Genomic DNA, 18,911 nt, shown 5'->3' on the forward strand with positions numbered 1-18,911 from the left:
ATATGGAAAAAGTATATTTAAAATCTTTAACAGAAAATCAGTTAAAAGAGTTTGTAAAAGATATAGGAGAAAAACCATTTAGAGCAACTCAAATTTTTAGTTGGTTATATAAAGGTGTAGAAAGTTTTGATGAAATGAATAACTTGTCTAAAAGTTTAAGAGAAAAGCTTTCAAGTAAAGCAGATATAGGAAATATAAAAATATACAAGAAATTTGAATCTAAAATAGATGAAACTATAAAGTATCTATTTGCACTAGAAGATGGCAATATAATAGAAAGTGTTATGATGAAATATAAACATGGAGTATCTGTGTGTATTTCAACTCAAGTAGGATGTAGAATGGGGTGCTCATTTTGTGCATCAACTATTGATGGACTTGAAAGAAATCTAAAATCATGGGAAATTATAGATCAAGTATTAAAAATACAAAAAGATATAGGTCAGAGAGTGTCAAATATAGTTCTTATGGGAAGTGGTGAACCACTAGACAATTTTGATGAAGTTAAAAAATTTTTAGAAATAGTTAATGAGAAAAATGGCTTAAATATAGGATACAGACATATTACACTATCAACTTGTGGAATAGTACCAAAAATATATGAACTTTCTGATTTGAAGCTTCCTATTAATTTAGCAATATCTTTACATGCTCCTGATGATGAAAAAAGAAAAGAGATAATGCCAATTGGAAAGTCATATTCTATAAATGAAATTATTAAAGCTTGTAAGTATTATATAAAAAATACAAATAGAAGAGTTACTTTTGAATATTCATTAATAAAGGGATTTAATGATACAAAAAAAGATGTTAAACTTCTAGGGGAGAAACTAAAAGGACTTCTATGTCATGTAAATTTAATACCTATAAACAAAGTTGAAGAAAGAAATTTTGAAAAGCCTAATATGAATTTTGTATATAAATTTAGAGATGAACTAAAAAATAAAGGGATTGCAGTAACTATAAGAAGGGAAATGGGTAGTGATATAGAAGGAGCGTGTGGTCAACTAAGAAGAAAGCATTTATAGGGGTGATTTTATGGAATATAAGATTTTATCAGATATAGGCAATTTAAGAAAACAAAATGAAGATTTTTGTGGTGGGGAAATAATATCTGATGATAATGAAGAAATAGGAATATTTATTATAGCAGACGGTATGGGTGGACATAAAAAAGGAGAGGTAGCTAGTAAACTAGCAGTAGAAAATACATTATATTTTTTAAGAAAAAATTTGATAAAATGTAATTATGAAGATGAAAATGAAATTACATCTATATTAAAGCAGTCTTATAATTATGCAAATACTATAGTATATAGAACTTCCCTTTATGAGAAAGAACATGAAGGAATGGGAACTACATTAACAACAGCATTAGTTTATAATGATAATTTGTATGTTGCAAATATTGGAGATAGCAGGTGTTATCTATTTAGAAATGGAAGATTAGAAAAAATAACAAATGATAATTCTTTAATTCAAGAATTAATTGATAAAGGAGCTATAACAGAAGATGAGGCTTTAACTCACCCACAAAGAAATGTAATTACAAGAGCTATAGGAACAGATGAATATATAAAAATAGATTTTTATAAAGAAAATGTTACAAAAAATGATAAAATATTATTAACTACGGATGGACTTACAAACAGTGTTCCAATAGAAGATATGGAAAAAGTATTAAATAGTACTATAGATTTAGATTCATGCTGCACTAAATTAATTTCTCTAGCGAAAGACAAAGGTGGCCATGACAATATATCTGTTATATGTATATCAATCTAATTAGAGAGTGGTGATAAACTTGGTAGGAAATGTACTTGGTAATAGGTATGAGATACTAGAGAAAATAGGAGATGGAGGAATGGCCTTTGTGTATAAGGCTAAATGTAGAATTTTAAATAGAACTGTAGCTTTAAAGGTATTAAGACCCGAATTTGTTGATGATGAAGAATTTGTTTTGAAATTTAAAAATGAAGCTTTAGCATCAGCAAGTCTTGCACATCCTAACATTGTAAATATATATGATGTAGGACAAGAAGATAGAACTCATTATATAGTAATGGAATATATTGATGGATTAAATTTAAAGGATTTAATAAAAAAAGAAGGACCACTTGATCCTTTTTATGCTCTTAATATAACTAAGCAAATAGCCATGGCTTTAAGCCAAGCTCATAAAAATGGTATAATACATAGAGATATAAAGCCTCATAATATATTAATTTCAAAAGATGGGCTTGCAAAGGTTGCTGATTTTGGAATAGCTAAAGCAACAACTAGTACTACTATAACAGCTATGGGAAGTGTTATAGGTTCTGTTCATTATTTTTCTCCTGAACAAGCAAGAGGAGGATATGTTGATAAAAGCTCTGATTTATATTCTTTAGGTATAGTACTTTATGAAATGCTTACTGGAAAAGTTCCATTTAAAGGTGATACTCCTGTAAATATAGCATTAAAACATATAAATGAAGAAATAATTTTTTCGCAAGAATTTGAAGGTAAGATATCTAAAGAAATAAAAATGTTGGTTTGTAAATTAACTCAAAAAAATCAAATTAACAGATATCAAAATGCTGAAGAATTAATTAGAGATATAGAGTACATAGAAAATGATATTGAGCCTGACTTTGAAGAAGATTATGAATATTATGCTACTCAAAAGCTGGATACATTAAATGAAGAAATAAAAAAGCAAATATCTAAAGATTACAAAGAAGAAGGTGCTAAAGTAGATATGAGAAATAAAAAGAAAAAAAGCAATAAAAGAATATTAACCATTTTAGCTGTTTTTGTTGCATTAATTTTATCTTTAGGTTTAACTTTTGCAGCGTATATGGTAAAAGATTTATTTATTACAAAACAATATGAAATGCCAAACTTAGAAAATTCAACAATAGATGAAGCAAGAAAAAGATTAGAAACTATAGGAGTTAAAGTTCAGATAAGAAGAGAATTATATGATGATTCAGTTGAAAAAGATCATATAATAACTCAAATTCCTAAAGAGGGAAGTAAAATAAAAAAGGGACAAGTTGTAAAGGTTGATGTTAGTAAAGGTGGAGAACCAGTTGTTGTTCCTAATTTAGTAAGAGAAAATTTAGAAGAAGCAGATAATATTTTAGAAAAGAATAATCTTAAAGAAGGAATTATAGAGTATGAATTTAGTTCTTTACCAGAAGGAACTGTAATAAGTCAAAAGCCAAAAGCTTTTACGGAAGTAGAAGAAGGTACAGGAATAGATCTTGTAGTAAGTAAAGGTGAAGAAGTAAAATTAATAAAGGTTCCAAATCTAATTGGAAAAACTATAGAAGATGCTAGAACTGATTTGGTAGGATTTACAATAGGAAGTATAAGTTATAAAGAAGATAAAACAAAAAAAGAAGGAGTAATATTAGAGCAGAGTTTAAGGGCAGGTCAGCATGTAGAAGAAGGAACAAAGATAGATTTAACTGTTAATGAATATAAAGAAGAGCCAGAAGAAGAATCTCCAAAAGTGGTTAAAAAACAGATTTCAATTGCTTTACCTGAAGATGAAGAAATTGTAAATGTGTTAGTTAAAGAAATAGGAAATAATTCATCAAAAACAATATATAATAAAGAAATTAATATAAAAGAAAAAGGAAATATTGTTTCAGTTCCGATAGAAGGGACAGGTGAAAAAGAATATGAGATATATGTAGATGATGCTTTATATGGAACAACTTCAGTAGATTTTGAATAAAGGAGGGAAATATGCTAAAAGGAAGAATACTAAAAGGTATAGGTGGTTTTTATTATGTAGATACAGATGAAGGAATTTTTGAATGTAAAGCAAGAGGAATATTTAGAAAAAAGCGAATAACTCCATTAGTAGGTGATTTGGTAAGAATAAATATTATAAAGGAAGATGAGAAAAAGGGTGTTATAGAAAAAATTGAAAAAAGAAGCAGTGAATTAATAAGACCACCTATAGCTAATATAACTAAAGCTATAATAGTATTTTCCATTAAAAACCCAAATCCACATCTTTCACTTCTTGATAGATTCATAGTTTTGGCAGAAAAAGAGGGACTTGAAATCGTAATTGCTATTAGCAAAATAGATTTAGATGAAGATAATGATTTTGAAAAAATAAAATGTATATATGAAAAAGCAGGATATAAAGTAATACCTATAAGTATAAAAAAAGATATAAATATAGAAAAAATAAAAGAAGAATTAAATGATAATACAGTAGTTTTTGCAGGACCTTCAGGGGTTGGAAAATCAAGTCTTCTAAATTCAATTGATTCAAACTTGAAATTAGAAACTGGAAGTGTTAGTGAAAAAATAAAAAGAGGAAAGCATACAACAAGACATGCAGAACTTTTAAAATTAGATTTTGGAGGAATGGTTGCAGATACTCCTGGTTTTAGTTCACTAAATTTAGATGATATAGAAGAACAGGAATTAAAAGATTATTTTATAGAATTTGAGAATTACTCTAATGATTGTAAATTCTATAGAAATTGCTTACATGAGAATGAACCAAATTGTGGTGTAAAAGATGCACTTGAAAAAGATAAAATATCAAAAGAAAGATATAAAAGCTATTTACAACTACTTAAGGAAATAAGAAAAAATAATAGGAGGTATTAGTAATGATAAAATTAGCTCCATCAATACTTTCAGCAGATTTTGCAAGACTTTTAGAAGATGTAAAAAAAGTAGAAGATGCAGGATGCGAATATTTACACATAGATGTAATGGATGGTCACTTTGTTCCAAATATAACATTAGGACCAGCTATAGCTAAAAGTCTTAGAAAAGATGTAAATATGGTATTTGATGTTCATTTAATGATTGAAAATCCTGATATGTATATTAAAAGCTTTGTAGATTCAGGAGCTGATATAATAACTGTACATCAAGAAGCATGTACACATCTTCATAGAACAATACAAAATATAAAATCTTTAGGAGTAAAAGCTGCTGTTGCTTTAAATCCTGCAACTCCTATTGAAACTATAAAGCATGTTATAGATGAGCTTGATATGGTTCTTATTATGACTGTAAATCCAGGTTTTGGAGGTCAATCATTTATAGAAAATATGATAGATAAAATAAAAGAATTAAAAAGATTAATAGATGAAAAAGGATTAAATGTAGATATACAAGTAGACGGTGGAATAAAGCCTGATAATGTAGATAAAGTAGTAAAGGCAGGAGCAAATATTATAGTTGCAGGTTCAGCAATATTTAATAGTGAAGATATACTAAATACAGTTAAAAAATTTAGGGAAAATGCTGCTATTTAGGAAGTGATATATTGAAAGTAGCTATAATAGCCAATGGAGAGATTAAAGATTATAATTTTCACAAAGACATAATAAAAAAGTTTGATTATGTAATATGTGCAGACGGAGCATCTAATCATGCGTATAAAATGAAAATAACTCCTAATATAATACTAGGAGACTTGGATTCTATAAATAAGGAAGTTAAAAGTTATTTTATGAATAAAAATATAAAGTTTAATACATTTCCTTCAAAAAAAGATAAAACAGATACAGAAATATGTATAGATTATGCAATAAATTTAGGAGCAAGAGAAATAGTTTTATTAGGAGTAATTGGAAGTAGAATGGATCATTCTTTAGCTAATATAAATATTTTATATTATTTACTAAGACAAGGGATAAAGGCAAGTATAATAAATGAAAATAATGAAATATATATAACAGATAGTGAAATAGAAATTACAGGCAAACAGGGAGATATAGTATCTATTATTCCTTTATATAATGATGTAGTAGGAGTTACTTTAAAAGGTCTGGAATACCCTTTAAACAATTTTAATTTAAGCTTTGGAAGTTCTAGAGGGGTATCAAATGTAATGATGAGTGATAGATGCAAAATAAGCTTAAAAAAAGGATGTTTATTAGTAATAAAAGCTAAAGATTAAATAGTTTAAAGTCTTATGTTATTTTTATTAATTGTTTTAAATAAAAATAATATAAGACTTTTTTTGTATCATTTCTAATTTTTTTGAATACATTAAATATATGAAGAATATTGGGGTGAAGCCTATGAGAAGGTGTACAAAACATTTAATAGGACTGATTTGTATAGCTATAGGGATTAGTATTATAATTTCAATCGTTTTACCTAGTTGGTTGTGGATGACTTGTTTTGCAACTGTCCTTATTATAGTAGGTTGCATTTGTTTTAAATAGGGGGGATAATATGAAAATAGTAGCTATTAAATTACCGAAATTTTTATCTGCAATAATAAAAGTTTTTATAAGGAAAAAATAGAGGAAAATGAAAAAGCCTACTTATTTAAATAAGTAGGCTTGTGTATGTCAAAAATTAGATAGCTCTTTCTACGTTTCCAGAACGTAAACATCTTGTACATACGTTTAATCTCTTTGGAGTACCATCAACTATAGCTTTAACTTTTCTTAAGTTAGGAGCCCAAGTTCTTTTATTATGACGGTTTGAGTGACTGACTGTATTACCTGAAACTTTGCCTTTTCCGCAAACAGCACAAACTCTTGCCATGATTAACACCTCCTTCAAACCTTTATCAATGTCACTAAAAACATAATTATATTATCATATTACTTTTACTTTTGCAAGGGAAATGTTATATTTGTATTGAATAAATTATATATATAATATAGAATTATACTATATCTTATTTTTGGGGGGTAAAAAAATGGCTGGAACAATCGTAAATAAATATGGTAATATCCATATTAATAAAGAAGTTATAGCAAAAATAGCATCTCAAGCTGCAGTAGAATGTTATGGATTAGTTGGATTTAGTTACAAATCTAAAGTTGATGGATTAGTTGAACTCTTAAAAAAAGAAAACATGAGTAATGGGGTAAAGGTTGAAATAGAAAATGATAATGTTTATATAGAATTATTTGTTATTATACAGTATGGTACAAAAATATCAGTTGTTGCTGATAATATAATAAACAGAGTAAAATACACTATTGAAAAAATGACTTCTCTTAAAGTAAGAAAAATAGATATAAATGTACAAGGAGTCAGAGTTAATAAATAGTAAGGAGGAAAAAAATTGAAAATAGAATATGTAGACGGGAAGCTCTTGAAGGACATGCTTATATCTGGAGCAAATAACTTAGAAAATCATAAAGGACTTGTAGATAAATTAAATGTATTTCCTGTACCCGATGGAGATACAGGAACAAATATGTCTTTAACGTTAGCTTCGGCTGTAAGAGAAATTTTGAAATCTTCAAGTGATAATATAAAGGATATTGGAAAAGCAGCATCTAAAGGATCTTTAATGGGTGCTAGAGGTAACTCAGGAGTTATATTATCACAGCTTTTAAGAGGTTTTTCAAAATCTATAGAAGGTAAAGATAAATTAAACACAATAGATTTGGCAAATGCTTTAAAAGAAGGATCGGATACTGCTTATAGAGCTGTAATAAAACCGATAGAAGGAACTATACTTACAGTAGCCAGAGAAACTAGTGAGTATGCAGTAAAAATAGCTAAAAAAGAAAAAGATATAAAAAGATTTTTTGAAAAATTAATTGATAAAGCTAATAAATCATTAGATAAAACTCCAGAACTATTAAAAGCATTAAAAGAAGCAGGTGTTGTGGATTCAGGTGGAAAAGGATTAGTAGTTATATATGAAGGTGCCTATAGAGCTTTAATAGGAGAGTCTATTAAAAAGGACAATTATGCTTTAGATAAAGAATTTAATAAAGAAGCTAATATATCTACAGAGAATATTAAATTTGCATATTGTACAGAATTTATATTAGAAAGTAATAAAATAACTTCTGATAAAATGAAAGAAATTGTAGAAAAATATGGAGACAGTTTAGTTGTAGTTGGAGATGATTCTCTAATTAAAATACATATACATACAAACAATCCAGGATTAGTTTTAGAAGAAGCTATAAAATATGGACAGTTAAATAAAATAAAAATAGACAATATGAAAGTTCAGCATGAAAATAGATTAATAGAAGAATATAATGAAAAGGTTGAAGAAGAAAGTAAAGAAATGAAAAAATATGGATTTATAGCTACTGCCATGGGAAAAGGACTTGCTTCAATATTTAAGGATTTTGGAGTTGATTATGTAATAGAAGGTGGACAAACTATGAATCCAAGTACAGAGGATTTTATAGAAGGAATAAACAATATAAATGCAGAAAATATTATAATACTTCCAAATAACAGTAACGTAATAATGGCTGCAAATCAAGCAAAAGAAATTTCGAATAAGAATATAATTGTAATTCCTTGTAAAACAACACCTCAAGGATTTTCTGCACTTTTAGCTTTTAATCCAGAAGCTGACTATGTTTCAAATGAAAGAGCAATGAAATATGCATTAAGTAATGTTAAAACAGGACAAGTAACATTTGCTGTAAGAGATACAAATATAAATGGAGTAGATATAAAAGAAGGAGATATAATAGGTATAGGTGAGGGAGAAATAAAAAAATCTGGAAAAGATAAGAAAGAAGTTACATTATCTTTAATAGAAGAATTAGTTGATGAAGATAGTGAAATTATAACTCTATTTTATGGAGAAGAAATAGATGAAGAATCTGCAAATGAGATAAAAGACATTATAGAAGAAAAATATGATTATTTAGATGTAGAACTTTATTATGGAGGTCAGCCTCTATACTATTATATTGTTTCTGTAGAGTAAATATACTTATTTAAAGCCCCTTATTATTTTCTAAATAATATTGGGGCTTTTTAAAACGTAGGCTAAGTTTAGGGTGATATTATATGGATTTAAATAGGAATTTACAATATATAAAAGGAATAGGGCCTAAAAGGTATAAAAAGCTAAATAAACTTGGATTATATACATTAAAAGATTTACTTTATTATTTTCCCCGTCAATATGAAGATAGAAGTAAATTTAAAAAAATATTTAATTTAGTAAATGGAGAAAAAGTATGTATAAAAGGAGTTATAGTAGATTTTGAAACTGTAAAGCCAAGAGATAAGATAACCATAAGTAAAATTGAAGTTAGAGATGATACGGGATATGCAAAGCTTGTATTTTTCAATCAGCAATATATTCTAAATAATTTTAAAAAAGGAGATAGAATTGTTGCTTTTGGGAAAATAAAAAAAGAATTTGGAAAAACTGAAATTGTAAATTGTGAAGTAGAATTAGATACAAAAGATGCAGATTTAGTTGGTAATATAGTACCTATATATTCTCTTACATATGGAATTACTAATAAAGAAATAAGTGGTATTATAAAAAACGTAATATTAAATTTAGATGAAAATATAAAGGAATATTTACCGAAGGATATATTAATAAAAAACAAGCTTTGCGATATTGATTTTTCTATAAAAAATATTCATATGCCTAAGAATTTGAATAATCTAAAGATAGCTTTATATAGGCTTGTATTTGAAGAATTCTTAGTTCTTCAATTAGGATTATTTTATTTAAAAAATGGAGTTGTAGATAAAGAAGGTATTAAATTTGAAAAGAGTTCTAAACTATACGACATAATAAATTCTCTTCCATTTTCGCTTACAAATGCTCAAAATAGATCTTTAAATGATATATTAGATGATATGAATTCAAATAAAGTAATGAATAGATTAGTTCAAGGAGATGTAGGATCTGGTAAAACAGTAGTAGCACTTTTAAGCCTTGCTAATACTGTTTTAAATGGATATCAAGGGGCAATGATGGCTCCTACAGAGATACTAGCAGAACAGCACTATAATTCATTAACTCAAATATTATCTAAATTTAATATGAATATAGAATTATTAGTAGGAAGTTTAACTAAAAAGCAAAAGAGAGAAATACTTGAAAAAACAAAAAATGGTGATATTGATATATTAATTGGAACTCATGCACTTATTGAAGATGAAGTTAAGTTCAAAAATTTAGGAATGGTTATAACAGATGAACAGCATAGATTTGGAGTAAGACAAAGAAGTAAGTTATCTGAAAAAGGAAATAATCCAGAGGTGTTAGTAATGACTGCAACTCCAATTCCAAGAACACTGGCTCTTATCTTATATGGAGATTTAGATATATCTATAATAGATGAGCTTCCTCCTGGTAGACAAAAAATAGACACTTTTGCTCTTCCTAAAGAAAGAAGAGCAAAAGCATATAATTTTGTAAGAAGTCAAATAGAGCTTGGAAGACAAGTTTATATAGTATGTCCATTAGTTGAAGAGTCAGAGGTTATACAGGCAAAAGCTGCAGTCGATCTTTTAGAAGAACTTAGTATAGAATATTTTAGAGATTTAAGACTAGGACTTTTGCATGGAAAAATGAAGGCAAATGAGAAAGATGAAATAATGAAAAAATTCAAAAATGGAGAAATAGATATACTAGTTTCAACAACAGTTATAGAGGTTGGAGTAAATGTTCCTAATGCTACTTTAATGATAATAGAAAATGCAGAAAGATTTGGACTTGCTCAGCTTCATCAGTTAAGAGGAAGAGTTGGAAGAGGAGAATATAAATCCTATTGTATACTTATATACTCTTCAAAAAATGATATTGCACTTGAGAGAATGAAAATAATGGAACAAACTACAGATGGATTTAAAATATCTGAAAAAGATTTAGAAATTAGAGGACCAGGAGAATTTTTTGGAACAAGACAGCATGGACTTCCAGATCTTAAAATAGCAAATATTTTTAAACACATGAAGATATTAAAAGAAGCGCAAAAACAAGCTAAATTAATAATAAGAGAAGATAATAAATTAAAACTTGAAAAAAATAAAAACTTAAAAAAAGAAATATTAGAAAAATTTAAGGATAAATTAGATGAGATATCACTTAATTAATAAATTTATGTAATAATATATAATTATGTGTTAAAATATACTGAGGAGGACAGATATGAGAGTAATTTCAGGTAGTGCAAGAGGATTGAAGCTTAAATCTCCAAAAGGAATGGATGTAAGACCTACTACAGATAGAGTTAAGGAATCTGTATTTAATATTATAAATAATAGATTAATAGATAGTTTTGTTTTAGATATATTTTCAGGTACGGGATCTTTAGGAATAGAAGCATTATCAAGGGGAGCTCAAAAATGTACATTTATTGATTCAAGTAAAGAAAGTATAAAAGTAATTAAAGAAAATATAGAAAAGGCAAGAGTTAATGATAAAAGTGAAGTTATTCTGTCTGATGCCATAAGTGCTATAAATAAATTAGGTGTTAGAAGAGATAAATTTGATATAATATTTATGGATCCGCCATATCTTAAAAATCTAATAGAGCCTGTTTTAGAAGAAATAAGCAAAAAAAATATATTAGAAGAAGATGGAATAATTATAGTAGAACATGATACTAAAGATGAATTATTAGAGGAAATAAATAATCTTTATAAATATAGAGAAAAAAAATATGGAAATACAACAATTTCATTTTTTGCTTTGGAGGAATAATATGAAAAAAGTCGCAGTATATCCAGGAAGCTTTGATCCAGTTACAAATGGACATTTAGATATTATAAAAAGAGCATCTAAATTATTTGATAAGTTAATAGTTGCAGTTTTATACAACCCAAATAAAAAATCTTTATTTACATTTGAAGAAAGAGTAACCCTTTTAAAAGAAGTAGTTAAAGATTTAGATAACGTAGAAGTAGATAGTTTTTCTGGACTGTTAATAGATTATTGCAATGAAAAAAATGTTAATGCAATAATAAGAGGATTAAGAGCAGTTTCAGATTTTGAGTACGAACTTCAGATGGCTCAAATGAACAGGCAACTAAATTCAAAAGTAGAAACAGTTATTTTAACAACTAGTACAAAATATTCTTTTATAAGTTCTTCTTTGATAAAAGAAGTAGCCAAATTTAAGGGAGACATTTCTGATTTAGTTCCAGATATTGTATTGAGTAAGTTGAAGGAAAGACTATAAGGGGGGATTAACTTTGGAACTTTTAAAATTAATAGAAGAGTTAGAAGACTTAGTAGAAGAAAGTTCTGGCATTCCTTTTGGGAACAAGGTTTTTGTTGATAAAAAACATTTTTTAGAAATAATAAAAGAAATAAGACTTCAGCTTCCTGATGAAATAAAGCAGGCTGAGTGGATTAATACAGAAAGACAAAGAATACTTGCTGAGGCACAGCAAGAAGCAGATAACATTATACAAAATGCTAAATCTTATGTTCAAGAACAAGTTGAGGATAGCGAAGTAATTAAAGAGGCACAAAAACAAGCTGAAAAAATAATAGAGCAAGCTCAACAGACATCTAAAGAAATTAGACGTGGAGCTAAAGAATATGCAGATGGAATATTAGAAAAGGTTCAAATTAATCTAGAAGGTTTAGTTAAAACACTTCAAGAGAATAGAGAAGAGCTTAGATAAATTATAAAAGTCCTGAATTATATCAAAAACAATGTCAGGACTTTATTTTTAATTCTATAGGAAACTATAAATTTTTTAAACTGTTGATAACTTTGGTAACTGAATAAAAGTATCAACTATTTTGAGCAACGGAGTCCGTTAGGACTCGTTGGCGACATGAGCCATGCGATAGCATGAAGCGAATTTTTTTATATTTTATATTTTCTTTTAGTAATGTTCATATAAGAAAATACATATATTATTAAACAAATTATTAAAAATATTGTATTATAGTATGATATCTCAGGGTATATTCTATTTGTATATATTTTATAATAAATTGAATTATAAAAAGTTGTTATATTCAAAGTATTTTTAAAGAAAGGATATAATAAATAGCAGTAAATAAATGCTAATATTCCATGTAAAAATTTACTTAATATGTACAAATATATATTTATATCCGTTTTAGATAAAAAATTAGAGCATTGAGCAAGTATAGATATTCCACTAAAAGAAATTACAAAAGTGCAAAGTGATATTTTAAGTATTAAAGGAACACCATAAGATAATGAAATATTATTACATCCTATAGTTATTTCAAATAAACCACTTATAAATGCATGTATAATATCCTCTGGTATATTAAATGGATATAACAATATGAAAATCACATTACTAATTATATCTATAAACTTTAATACACTTAGTATTTTAAAAACAACTGAAAATATTATTACAAATCCACCAACTACAAGTATAGTATTTATTCCACTTCTTACAGCATCTCCAAGTATAGTATAAAATCCTTTGTTTTCACTATTTTTAAATATGATAATTTTTTTTATTTCTTCAATTATATTTATATTTTTTTTGAATCTACAGTTGTTTTCTAGTTTACGTCCATAGTTTCTAAACATAAATCCTACAGTTAATGCTCCTAAGTAGTGACATAGTGCTATGAAATAACCTATTTTAGAGCTGTTAAACATACCTATTCCAACAGAGCCTACCATAAATAATGGTCCAGAAGTAGAGCAAAAAGAAGCTAGTCTTTGGGCTTCATAATTACTGATTTCCTTATTTTCTCTAAGCTGTGATGTTAATTTAGATCCTATAGGATAACCTGATATAATAGACATTGCAAATACTAATGAACCTTTTCCTGGAACGTTAAATAAATATCTTGTAATTCTCTCAAGGAATAGCCCTACCATATCTATTATTTTTAAATTAATTAATAAATTAGCTCCTATTAAAAATGGAAGTAATGATGGAACTAATATATTAAGGGTTATATTCATTCCTATACGAGCAGATTCAACTGCATCTTTAGGAAATGCTACTACTCCACATATAAAAAAGAGGACTATTATTCCAGGTAATAAAGATTTAATTAATGCATTTTTTTTCATATAAACGCCTCCAAAGTTTTACTCTATATAATTATATTAATGTGAAGGCATATCTATGTATTTAATAATAAAAATAGATAAAATCTAAAAATATAATGAATTTTTTAGATTTTATCTACTTGTATTTTGAATATTTATCTAATATTAAATTTTATTTAGATTAATTGATATTGATTTTTCTTTTATTTATGCTTGTTTTTTCTAATTTTGGTAAAGTGATTTTTAAAACTCCATCATTAAAAGAAGCATTTATTTTTTCTTCAATTACATTATCAATGTAAAATCTTCTTTTAAATTCACCATAGTTTCTCTCACGTCTTACATAATTATCATTTCTATTTTCTAAAGTTTCTTCTCTTTTAGCAGTAATAGTTAAATAATTATTTTCATAATCAACATTGATAGCTTCTTTTTTGATTCCAGGTAAATCTGCTTCAATTATATATTCTTTTTCAGTTTCTTTTAAATCAACTTTAAAACTATTCCCGAAAGTAGTAGTTGGAGCAAAGAAATCATCATCGAAAAAGTTGTTAAAAAGATGATTGAGGTAATCACTTCTTTTTGTTAAAGAATTATTATTTTTTCTAAAAGGAACCATATCAAACATTAACAAAACCTCCTTTAGTTATTTTTATTAATATTTGATTGCATTTTTATTTTAACCAAAAAACTAAAATAAATTATTATTTTTATAAAAGATAAAAATAAAGCATTAATAATAAAAATATTTAATTAAAATTCAAGAATTAAATAACATAAGTGGTAAAAAATATCAAAAAATTCTATAGATAAAGTTTTATCTATAGAATTTTTTGATTGGACATATTGTTATAAATTTAATAAACTTAATTTAGAAATTTGTCTTAAAGTGTCATAATGGACAAAACGTTTTCATTTTAAGTTTAAGGAAAAAATAGATTTTAGGAGGAGGAATTATGAATAATTTTCGCAGAATATTAGCTTTTGCAATTGTCATGATTATGATTGTTATATCTCTTGTAGGATGTGGAAGTACTAATTCATCAGATAATAATAGTAAAGATGGAAAAGAAAAATTAACTGTATGGTTACCACCTATTGGTGAGGATGATAAAGCTGTTTGGGAACCTATATTAAAAGAATTTGAAGAAGAAAATAATGTTGAAATTGATTTGGGAATAATTCCTTGGGAAGGGTATCCAGAAAAATATGCAACAGCTATAGCAGCAGGGGAAGGTCCTGATATTGGTTATATGTATGCAGAAATGTTCCCTCAATTTATTGAAATGGGAGCTGTAGAAGATTTAACACCTTATTTAACTGATAAGGATTATGAAAACTATATATACATAGAAGATGGTAAAATGCTTGGAGGACTTTATGGTCTTGCTATAGAGGCTGCAAATCCAGCAGTACTATATTATAACAAAGATATATTAGAGGAATTAGGAGAAGAAGTTCCAAAAACTTGGGAAGATTTTAGAAGAATAGCTAAAAAAGCAACAAAAGATACTGATGGTGATGGAAAAATAGATCAATGGGGATTTGCTCAAGGATGGGGAGCTAATTTTTTTGGTGATCTTAACTGGAACTGGTATGGATTTTTATGGCAAGCCGGTGGAGAACTTTATAATGATGATTTAAAGACAGTAAGATTTAATGATGAAGCTGGACTTGAAGCTGCACAGTTTTTATATAATCTTAAATTTATAGATAAAGTACTTCCAGATAACGCCATGGCTCAAACAAATAAAGAAATGCTACAAACAACTTTTGGACCAGGTAAAGCAGCTTTTAGTATATGGCTTTCTTCAGCTGCATCTGAGATATTAGATAAATCATTTCCAGATTTAAATTATGGATTTATAACATCTCTTGAAAATAAAGATATGGGAACTTTTGCATCTGTTGATCAATTAACTTTAATGTCAGCAACAAAAAATAAAGAATTAGCATTTAAATTAATGCAGCATATGTTAAGTGCTGAGTCTATGATTAAATTCCATAAATATCATCCAAGAGCACCAATATCTAAAGATGAACCATATCAAGGTGACCCAAGACTTAAAGAAATGATATATAATGATAAAGGAATATATAGACCTTTAGTAGTAGCTCCTCATGGGGTTGAGGTATATGAATATTTATGGAAGCAATTACAAAGAATGATGGCTGGAGAAGTTAAGCCTAAAGAAGCTTTAGACGAAGCAGCAAGATATGCTAATGACTTGTTAGCTCAAGATTAAAAATAGTATAAAACAATTTAATAAAAGCATCAAAAATAGTTTTTATTTTTGGTGCTTTGTTTTAATTTTAAATATTTTTAAAAAGAAAGGAGAATAAATGAAAAAATTAAGTATTTATGGATATATATTTCCTTTAGGAATATTATTGACAAGCTTTTATGTTATTCCAATAATAATGTCCATTTATTTTAGTTTTACAAAATATAATATTATGTCCCCTGCAAAATTCATTGGAATTAAAAATTATTTAAATCTTGGAAAAGATAGGATGTTTATAGCATCTTTAAAAAATACATTTCAATTTACTATTGTTGTTGTACCACTTCAAACGTTATTTTCTTTAATAATGGCAGTGTGGTTGACTAATAGAGAAAAAAGCAAGTTAACTGAACTTGTAAAGGGAGTAATGTTTATTCCTGTAATATCTTCTATGATACTTATTGGAATTGTTTGGAGAATATTACTTAATGGAGATACATCACCTTTAAACTCTATTTTTACATTTATTGGATTAAATCCACCTAATTGGATTGGAAATATTAAAACAGCTCTTCCAACTTTAATGATGATTGCTATTTGGAAAAACACAGGATACTTTATGGTTATATATATTGCAGGAATTATGGATATTCCTAAAAGTTATTATGAATCAGCAAAAGTAGATGGAGCAAGTAAGTGGCAGGAATTTTGGTATATAACTGTACCACTTTTAAAACCGACTACTATTTTAGTAGTTTTCTTAGGGTTTATATGGTCTTTTCAGATGTTTGATTTGGTATATACATTAACAGGAGGAGGGCCTGGAGTAGCTACTATGACAATGGTTCTTCATATATATAATTTAGCGTTTAAACAATTTAACTTTGGATATGCCATGGCAGTTGCTAATGTATTATTTTTTATAATAGCTGTTATTTCAATATTACAAAAGAAATTTTTAAAAAAAGATCAATCAGTTTATTAATAGGAGGAAGTAAATGAAGAGCATAAAGAGGATTGTAGGAAATATGATTTTGCTTGTAATTGCAAGTTGTATGGTAGTTCCTTTTGTGTATATGGTCATGACATCTTTAAAAGTTACTTATACAGCGTATAATTTTGATTTTTTGTTTTCTGATATAACATTTCAAAATTATATAAATATATTTAGAAATCATAATTTTATGCATTATTTTTTAAACAGTACATTTATAGCATTAGGAGGAGTAATTTTGAATGTTTTATTCAGCAGTTTAGCTGGATTTGCTTTTGCTAAAAAGGATTTCCCTGGAAATGAAAAAATATTTTTTTTCATGATTATGACTTTAATTATACCTTCACAAGTTACAATGATACCTCTTTATATAATAATGAGATATTTAGGTTGGATTAATACGTATTATGCTCTTATTCTTCCGATACCAACTGCTTTTGGAGTATTTTTAATGCGTCAGGCAATACTTAATATTCCAAATGACTTAATAGAGTCAGCGAGAATAGATGGATGTTCAGATATTAGGATATTTTTTCAAATTGTGCTTCCGTTAATTAAACCTGCTATTATAACTCTTTCAATTTTTACTTTTGTAGGTGCGTGGAATGAATTTTTATGGCCTCTTATTATGACTACTAATGATTCAGTTAGAACATTAACTGTAGGGATTTCAACCCTAAATGCTCAATATACAGTAAATTATGGACTTGTAATGGCTGGAGCAACACTTACATTTCTTCCTTCTTTTATATTTTATTTAATTTTACAAAAGAGATTTGTTGAAGGAGTTACATTATCAGGAATTAAAGGATAACTATAAGAAAAGAGGGATATATTATGCAAGGACCAAGAGGAACTAAAAGAGAAGAATTTAAAGATGTAATTAACTTAATTAATAATATTTTTAGAATTTCTAATGGACACAATCCTACTATGGAAAAGGAATTTCCGCTTTTACTTAATGAAAACAATATAGATAACATGAGAATAATTATAGAAGATGGAAAAGTAGTTTCAGGCGTTAATTTTTTTAAAGAAGATATTTTTATAGAGGGAAGTATAATAAAAGCAGCATCTATTGGTGGAGTATGTACTCATAAGGATTATAGAAAAAGAGGATATTCATCTTTAATTTTAGACGATGTTGAAAAAAAGATGTATGAAGATAATATTGACATTGTTCTTATTTCAGGAACAAGAGGTCTATATAAAAGAAGAAATTGTATTGAGGTTAAAAATTTTTATAAATATACAATAAAACCGAAAAATATAGATATAGATATTGAAGTTGTAGATTACAAGGAAGATTATTTAAATGAAATATCTGACATGTATAATCAAAACTCTACAAGATATTACAGAACATATGAAGAATTTGAAATACTTCTTGAGGCTGCAACTATTCCTTGGGGAACATATACCTATAAAAAATATGTGTTAATAAAAGATGAAAAGTTATTAGGATATATTGTCCTTAGAATAATTGATGAAGATATTAAATATGGACAAGTTATAGAATCTTTTGGAAACCCAGAAATTATATTTAAAGTTCTTTCAAATATCTGTTTAAATTTAGAACTTGATAATATTAAATATTATGTTCATATAAAAGATAAAATAAATCAATTAATGGATTATTTTAAGAAAGAAAAAACATATCTTCATGGAACAGTTAAGATAATTAATTTTCTTAGTTTTATGGAGAATTTAAGAAACTATTTTATTCAACATGTACCAAAAAGCTTAATGGATAAGATTAAATTTAAGGAAGATGAAGAAGGTTATTATTTTGAAATAGAAAATGAGGTATTAAAAATTAAAGATATTAAAATCCTTACACAATTAGTATTCGAAGGTTATGATATAAATTTAGAAGATAAACCTAAGATTAAGAAATTTTTAAATAGTGTTTTTCCAATTCCATTTATATGGACTGCTAATTTAAATTATCAATAAAAA

General features: G+C 26.8%; 20 protein-coding genes. 17 read left to right on the plus strand and 3 right to left on the minus strand.

Going from position 1 to position 18,911, the window contains the following annotated elements; translation table 11 throughout:
• Positions 1–2: 2 nt before the first annotated feature.
• The 7 genes from rlmN to spoVM all read left to right on the plus strand — a co-directional run bounded on the left by rlmN (position 3) and on the right by spoVM (position 6,282).
• Entirely contained in the window at positions 3–1,028 is a 1,026-nt protein-coding gene (gene rlmN / locus BUA77_RS01860) for a 23S rRNA (adenine(2503)-C(2))-methyltransferase RlmN (RefSeq protein WP_072886733.1), read from the plus strand.
• 10 nt (positions 1,029–1,038) lie between these two features.
• Complete coding sequence (locus tag BUA77_RS01865) at positions 1,039–1,785, plus strand: Stp1/IreP family PP2C-type Ser/Thr phosphatase (RefSeq protein ID WP_072886735.1); 747 nt, start codon at positions 1,039–1,041, stop codon at positions 1,783–1,785.
• 19 nt (positions 1,786–1,804) lie between these two features.
• Positions 1,805–3,727 (plus strand): Stk1 family PASTA domain-containing Ser/Thr kinase, encoded by a 1,923-nt coding sequence (gene pknB / locus BUA77_RS01870; RefSeq protein ID WP_072886737.1) that lies wholly within the window; start codon positions 1,805–1,807, stop codon positions 3,725–3,727.
• Between the two features lie 11 nt (positions 3,728–3,738).
• Positions 3,739–4,623 (plus strand): ribosome small subunit-dependent GTPase A, encoded by an 885-nt coding sequence (gene rsgA, locus BUA77_RS01875; protein WP_072886739.1) that lies wholly within the window; start codon positions 3,739–3,741, stop codon positions 4,621–4,623.
• A gap of 2 nt (positions 4,624–4,625) precedes the next feature.
• Positions 4,626–5,282 carry a ribulose-phosphate 3-epimerase gene (gene rpe, locus BUA77_RS01880; RefSeq protein ID WP_072886741.1) on the plus strand — a complete coding sequence of 219 codons (657 nt, stop codon included), beginning with the start codon at positions 4,626–4,628 and terminating at the stop codon, positions 5,280–5,282.
• Positions 5,283–5,293: 11 nt separating this feature from the next.
• Complete coding sequence (locus BUA77_RS01885) at positions 5,294–5,929, plus strand: thiamine diphosphokinase (protein ID WP_072886743.1); 636 nt, start codon at positions 5,294–5,296, stop codon at positions 5,927–5,929.
• A gap of 281 nt (positions 5,930–6,210) precedes the next feature.
• Entirely contained in the window at positions 6,211–6,282 is a 72-nt protein-coding gene (gene spoVM / locus BUA77_RS14785) for a stage V sporulation protein SpoVM (RefSeq protein WP_143151277.1), read from the plus strand.
• A gap of 54 nt (positions 6,283–6,336) precedes the next feature.
• Here the strand turns inward: spoVM and rpmB are convergent, their stop codons facing one another.
• A complete protein-coding gene (gene rpmB / locus BUA77_RS01890; RefSeq protein WP_072886745.1) occupies positions 6,337–6,528 on the minus strand; it encodes a 50S ribosomal protein L28 in 192 nt (63 codons plus the stop codon).
• 157 nt (positions 6,529–6,685) lie between these two features.
• Here rpmB and BUA77_RS01895 point away from each other — a divergent pair, with 157 nt between their 5' ends.
• The 6 genes from BUA77_RS01895 to BUA77_RS01920 all read left to right on the plus strand — a co-directional run bounded on the left by BUA77_RS01895 (position 6,686) and on the right by BUA77_RS01920 (position 12,360).
• Positions 6,686–7,042, plus strand: coding sequence for an Asp23/Gls24 family envelope stress response protein (locus BUA77_RS01895; protein WP_072886747.1), 357 nt, complete (start codon positions 6,686–6,688; stop codon positions 7,040–7,042).
• A 54-nt stretch (positions 7,043–7,096) separates the two neighbouring features.
• Positions 7,097–8,683 (plus strand): DAK2 domain-containing protein, encoded by a 1,587-nt coding sequence (locus BUA77_RS01900; RefSeq protein WP_072886792.1) that lies wholly within the window; start codon positions 7,097–7,099, stop codon positions 8,681–8,683.
• An 83-nt stretch (positions 8,684–8,766) separates the two neighbouring features.
• Entirely contained in the window at positions 8,767–10,821 is a 2,055-nt protein-coding gene (recG, locus tag BUA77_RS01905) for an ATP-dependent DNA helicase RecG (RefSeq protein ID WP_072886748.1), read from the plus strand.
• A 55-nt stretch (positions 10,822–10,876) separates the two neighbouring features.
• Complete coding sequence (gene rsmD, locus BUA77_RS01910) at positions 10,877–11,431, plus strand: 16S rRNA (guanine(966)-N(2))-methyltransferase RsmD (protein ID WP_072886749.1); 555 nt, start codon at positions 10,877–10,879, stop codon at positions 11,429–11,431.
• 1 nt (position 11,432) lies between these two features.
• Positions 11,433–11,909, plus strand: coding sequence for a pantetheine-phosphate adenylyltransferase (gene coaD / locus BUA77_RS01915; RefSeq protein WP_072886751.1), 477 nt, complete (start codon positions 11,433–11,435; stop codon positions 11,907–11,909).
• Between the two features lie 13 nt (positions 11,910–11,922).
• Positions 11,923–12,360: an ATP synthase subunit B family protein gene (locus tag BUA77_RS01920; RefSeq protein WP_072886753.1), complete on the plus strand. Its 438-nt coding sequence runs from the start codon at positions 11,923–11,925 to the stop codon at positions 12,358–12,360.
• Between the two features lie 188 nt (positions 12,361–12,548).
• Here BUA77_RS01920 and ylbJ read toward each other — a convergent pair whose 3' ends face one another.
• Positions 12,549–13,754, minus strand: coding sequence for a sporulation integral membrane protein YlbJ (ylbJ, locus tag BUA77_RS01925; RefSeq protein WP_072886755.1), 1,206 nt, complete (start codon positions 13,752–13,754; stop codon positions 12,549–12,551).
• A 160-nt stretch (positions 13,755–13,914) separates the two neighbouring features.
• The gene (hsp18, locus tag BUA77_RS01930; RefSeq protein WP_072886757.1) at positions 13,915–14,361 is read right to left on the minus strand and encodes a heat shock protein Hsp18; all 447 of its coding nucleotides are present in this window, start codon (positions 14,359–14,361) and stop codon (positions 13,915–13,917) included.
• A 328-nt stretch (positions 14,362–14,689) separates the two neighbouring features.
• Between hsp18 and BUA77_RS01935 the strand changes: the two genes are divergently transcribed.
• The 4 genes from BUA77_RS01935 to BUA77_RS01950 all read left to right on the plus strand — a co-directional run bounded on the left by BUA77_RS01935 (position 14,690) and on the right by BUA77_RS01950 (position 18,908).
• Positions 14,690–15,979, plus strand: coding sequence for an ABC transporter substrate-binding protein (locus BUA77_RS01935; RefSeq protein ID WP_072886759.1), 1,290 nt, complete (start codon positions 14,690–14,692; stop codon positions 15,977–15,979).
• A gap of 97 nt (positions 15,980–16,076) precedes the next feature.
• Positions 16,077–16,943, plus strand: a complete 867-nt coding sequence (locus BUA77_RS01940; RefSeq protein ID WP_072886762.1) for a carbohydrate ABC transporter permease — start codon at positions 16,077–16,079, stop codon at positions 16,941–16,943.
• Between the two features lie 13 nt (positions 16,944–16,956).
• Positions 16,957–17,766, plus strand: coding sequence for a carbohydrate ABC transporter permease (locus BUA77_RS01945; protein ID WP_072886764.1), 810 nt, complete (start codon positions 16,957–16,959; stop codon positions 17,764–17,766).
• A 23-nt stretch (positions 17,767–17,789) separates the two neighbouring features.
• Entirely contained in the window at positions 17,790–18,908 is a 1,119-nt protein-coding gene (locus BUA77_RS01950) for a GNAT family N-acetyltransferase (RefSeq protein ID WP_072886766.1), read from the plus strand.
• The last annotated feature ends 3 nt before the right edge of the window (positions 18,909–18,911 follow it).

Origin of the sequence: Tepidibacter formicigenes DSM 15518 (assembly GCF_900142235.1) — a bacterium.
GTDB classification, from domain to species: domain Bacteria; phylum Bacillota; class Clostridia; order Peptostreptococcales; family Peptostreptococcaceae; genus Tepidibacter; species Tepidibacter formicigenes.

Bases quoted from the DNA above. Each gene is read 5' to 3' on its own strand.
- recG (WP_072886748.1), top strand. From the start codon at position 8,767: ATGGATTTAAATAGGAATTTACAATATATAAAAGGAATAGGGCCTAAA.
- BUA77_RS01940 (WP_072886762.1), top strand. From the start codon at position 16,077: ATGAAAAAATTAAGTATTTATGGATATATATTTCCTTTAGGAATATTA.
- coaD (WP_072886751.1), top strand. From the start codon at position 11,433: ATGAAAAAAGTCGCAGTATATCCAGGAAGCTTTGATCCAGTTACAAAT.
- rsgA (WP_072886739.1), top strand. From the start codon at position 3,739: ATGCTAAAAGGAAGAATACTAAAAGGTATAGGTGGTTTTTATTATGTA.
- hsp18 (WP_072886757.1), bottom strand. From the start codon at position 14,361: ATGTTTGATATGGTTCCTTTTAGAAAAAATAATAATTCTTTAACAAAA.
- BUA77_RS01865 (WP_072886735.1), top strand. From the start codon at position 1,039: ATGGAATATAAGATTTTATCAGATATAGGCAATTTAAGAAAACAAAAT.
- rsmD (WP_072886749.1), top strand. From the start codon at position 10,877: ATGAGAGTAATTTCAGGTAGTGCAAGAGGATTGAAGCTTAAATCTCCA.
- BUA77_RS01935 (WP_072886759.1), top strand. From the start codon at position 14,690: ATGAATAATTTTCGCAGAATATTAGCTTTTGCAATTGTCATGATTATG.
- BUA77_RS01895 (WP_072886747.1), top strand. From the start codon at position 6,686: ATGGCTGGAACAATCGTAAATAAATATGGTAATATCCATATTAATAAA.
- rpe (WP_072886741.1), top strand. From the start codon at position 4,626: ATGATAAAATTAGCTCCATCAATACTTTCAGCAGATTTTGCAAGACTT.
- BUA77_RS01945 (WP_072886764.1), top strand. From the start codon at position 16,957: ATGAAGAGCATAAAGAGGATTGTAGGAAATATGATTTTGCTTGTAATT.
- rlmN (WP_072886733.1), top strand. From the start codon at position 3: ATGGAAAAAGTATATTTAAAATCTTTAACAGAAAATCAGTTAAAAGAG.
- ylbJ (WP_072886755.1), bottom strand. From the start codon at position 13,754: ATGAAAAAAAATGCATTAATTAAATCTTTATTACCTGGAATAATAGTC.
- BUA77_RS01900 (WP_072886792.1), top strand. From the start codon at position 7,097: ATGCTTATATCTGGAGCAAATAACTTAGAAAATCATAAAGGACTTGTA.
- rpmB (WP_072886745.1), bottom strand. From the start codon at position 6,528: ATGGCAAGAGTTTGTGCTGTTTGCGGAAAAGGCAAAGTTTCAGGTAAT.
- BUA77_RS01950 (WP_072886766.1), top strand. From the start codon at position 17,790: ATGCAAGGACCAAGAGGAACTAAAAGAGAAGAATTTAAAGATGTAATT.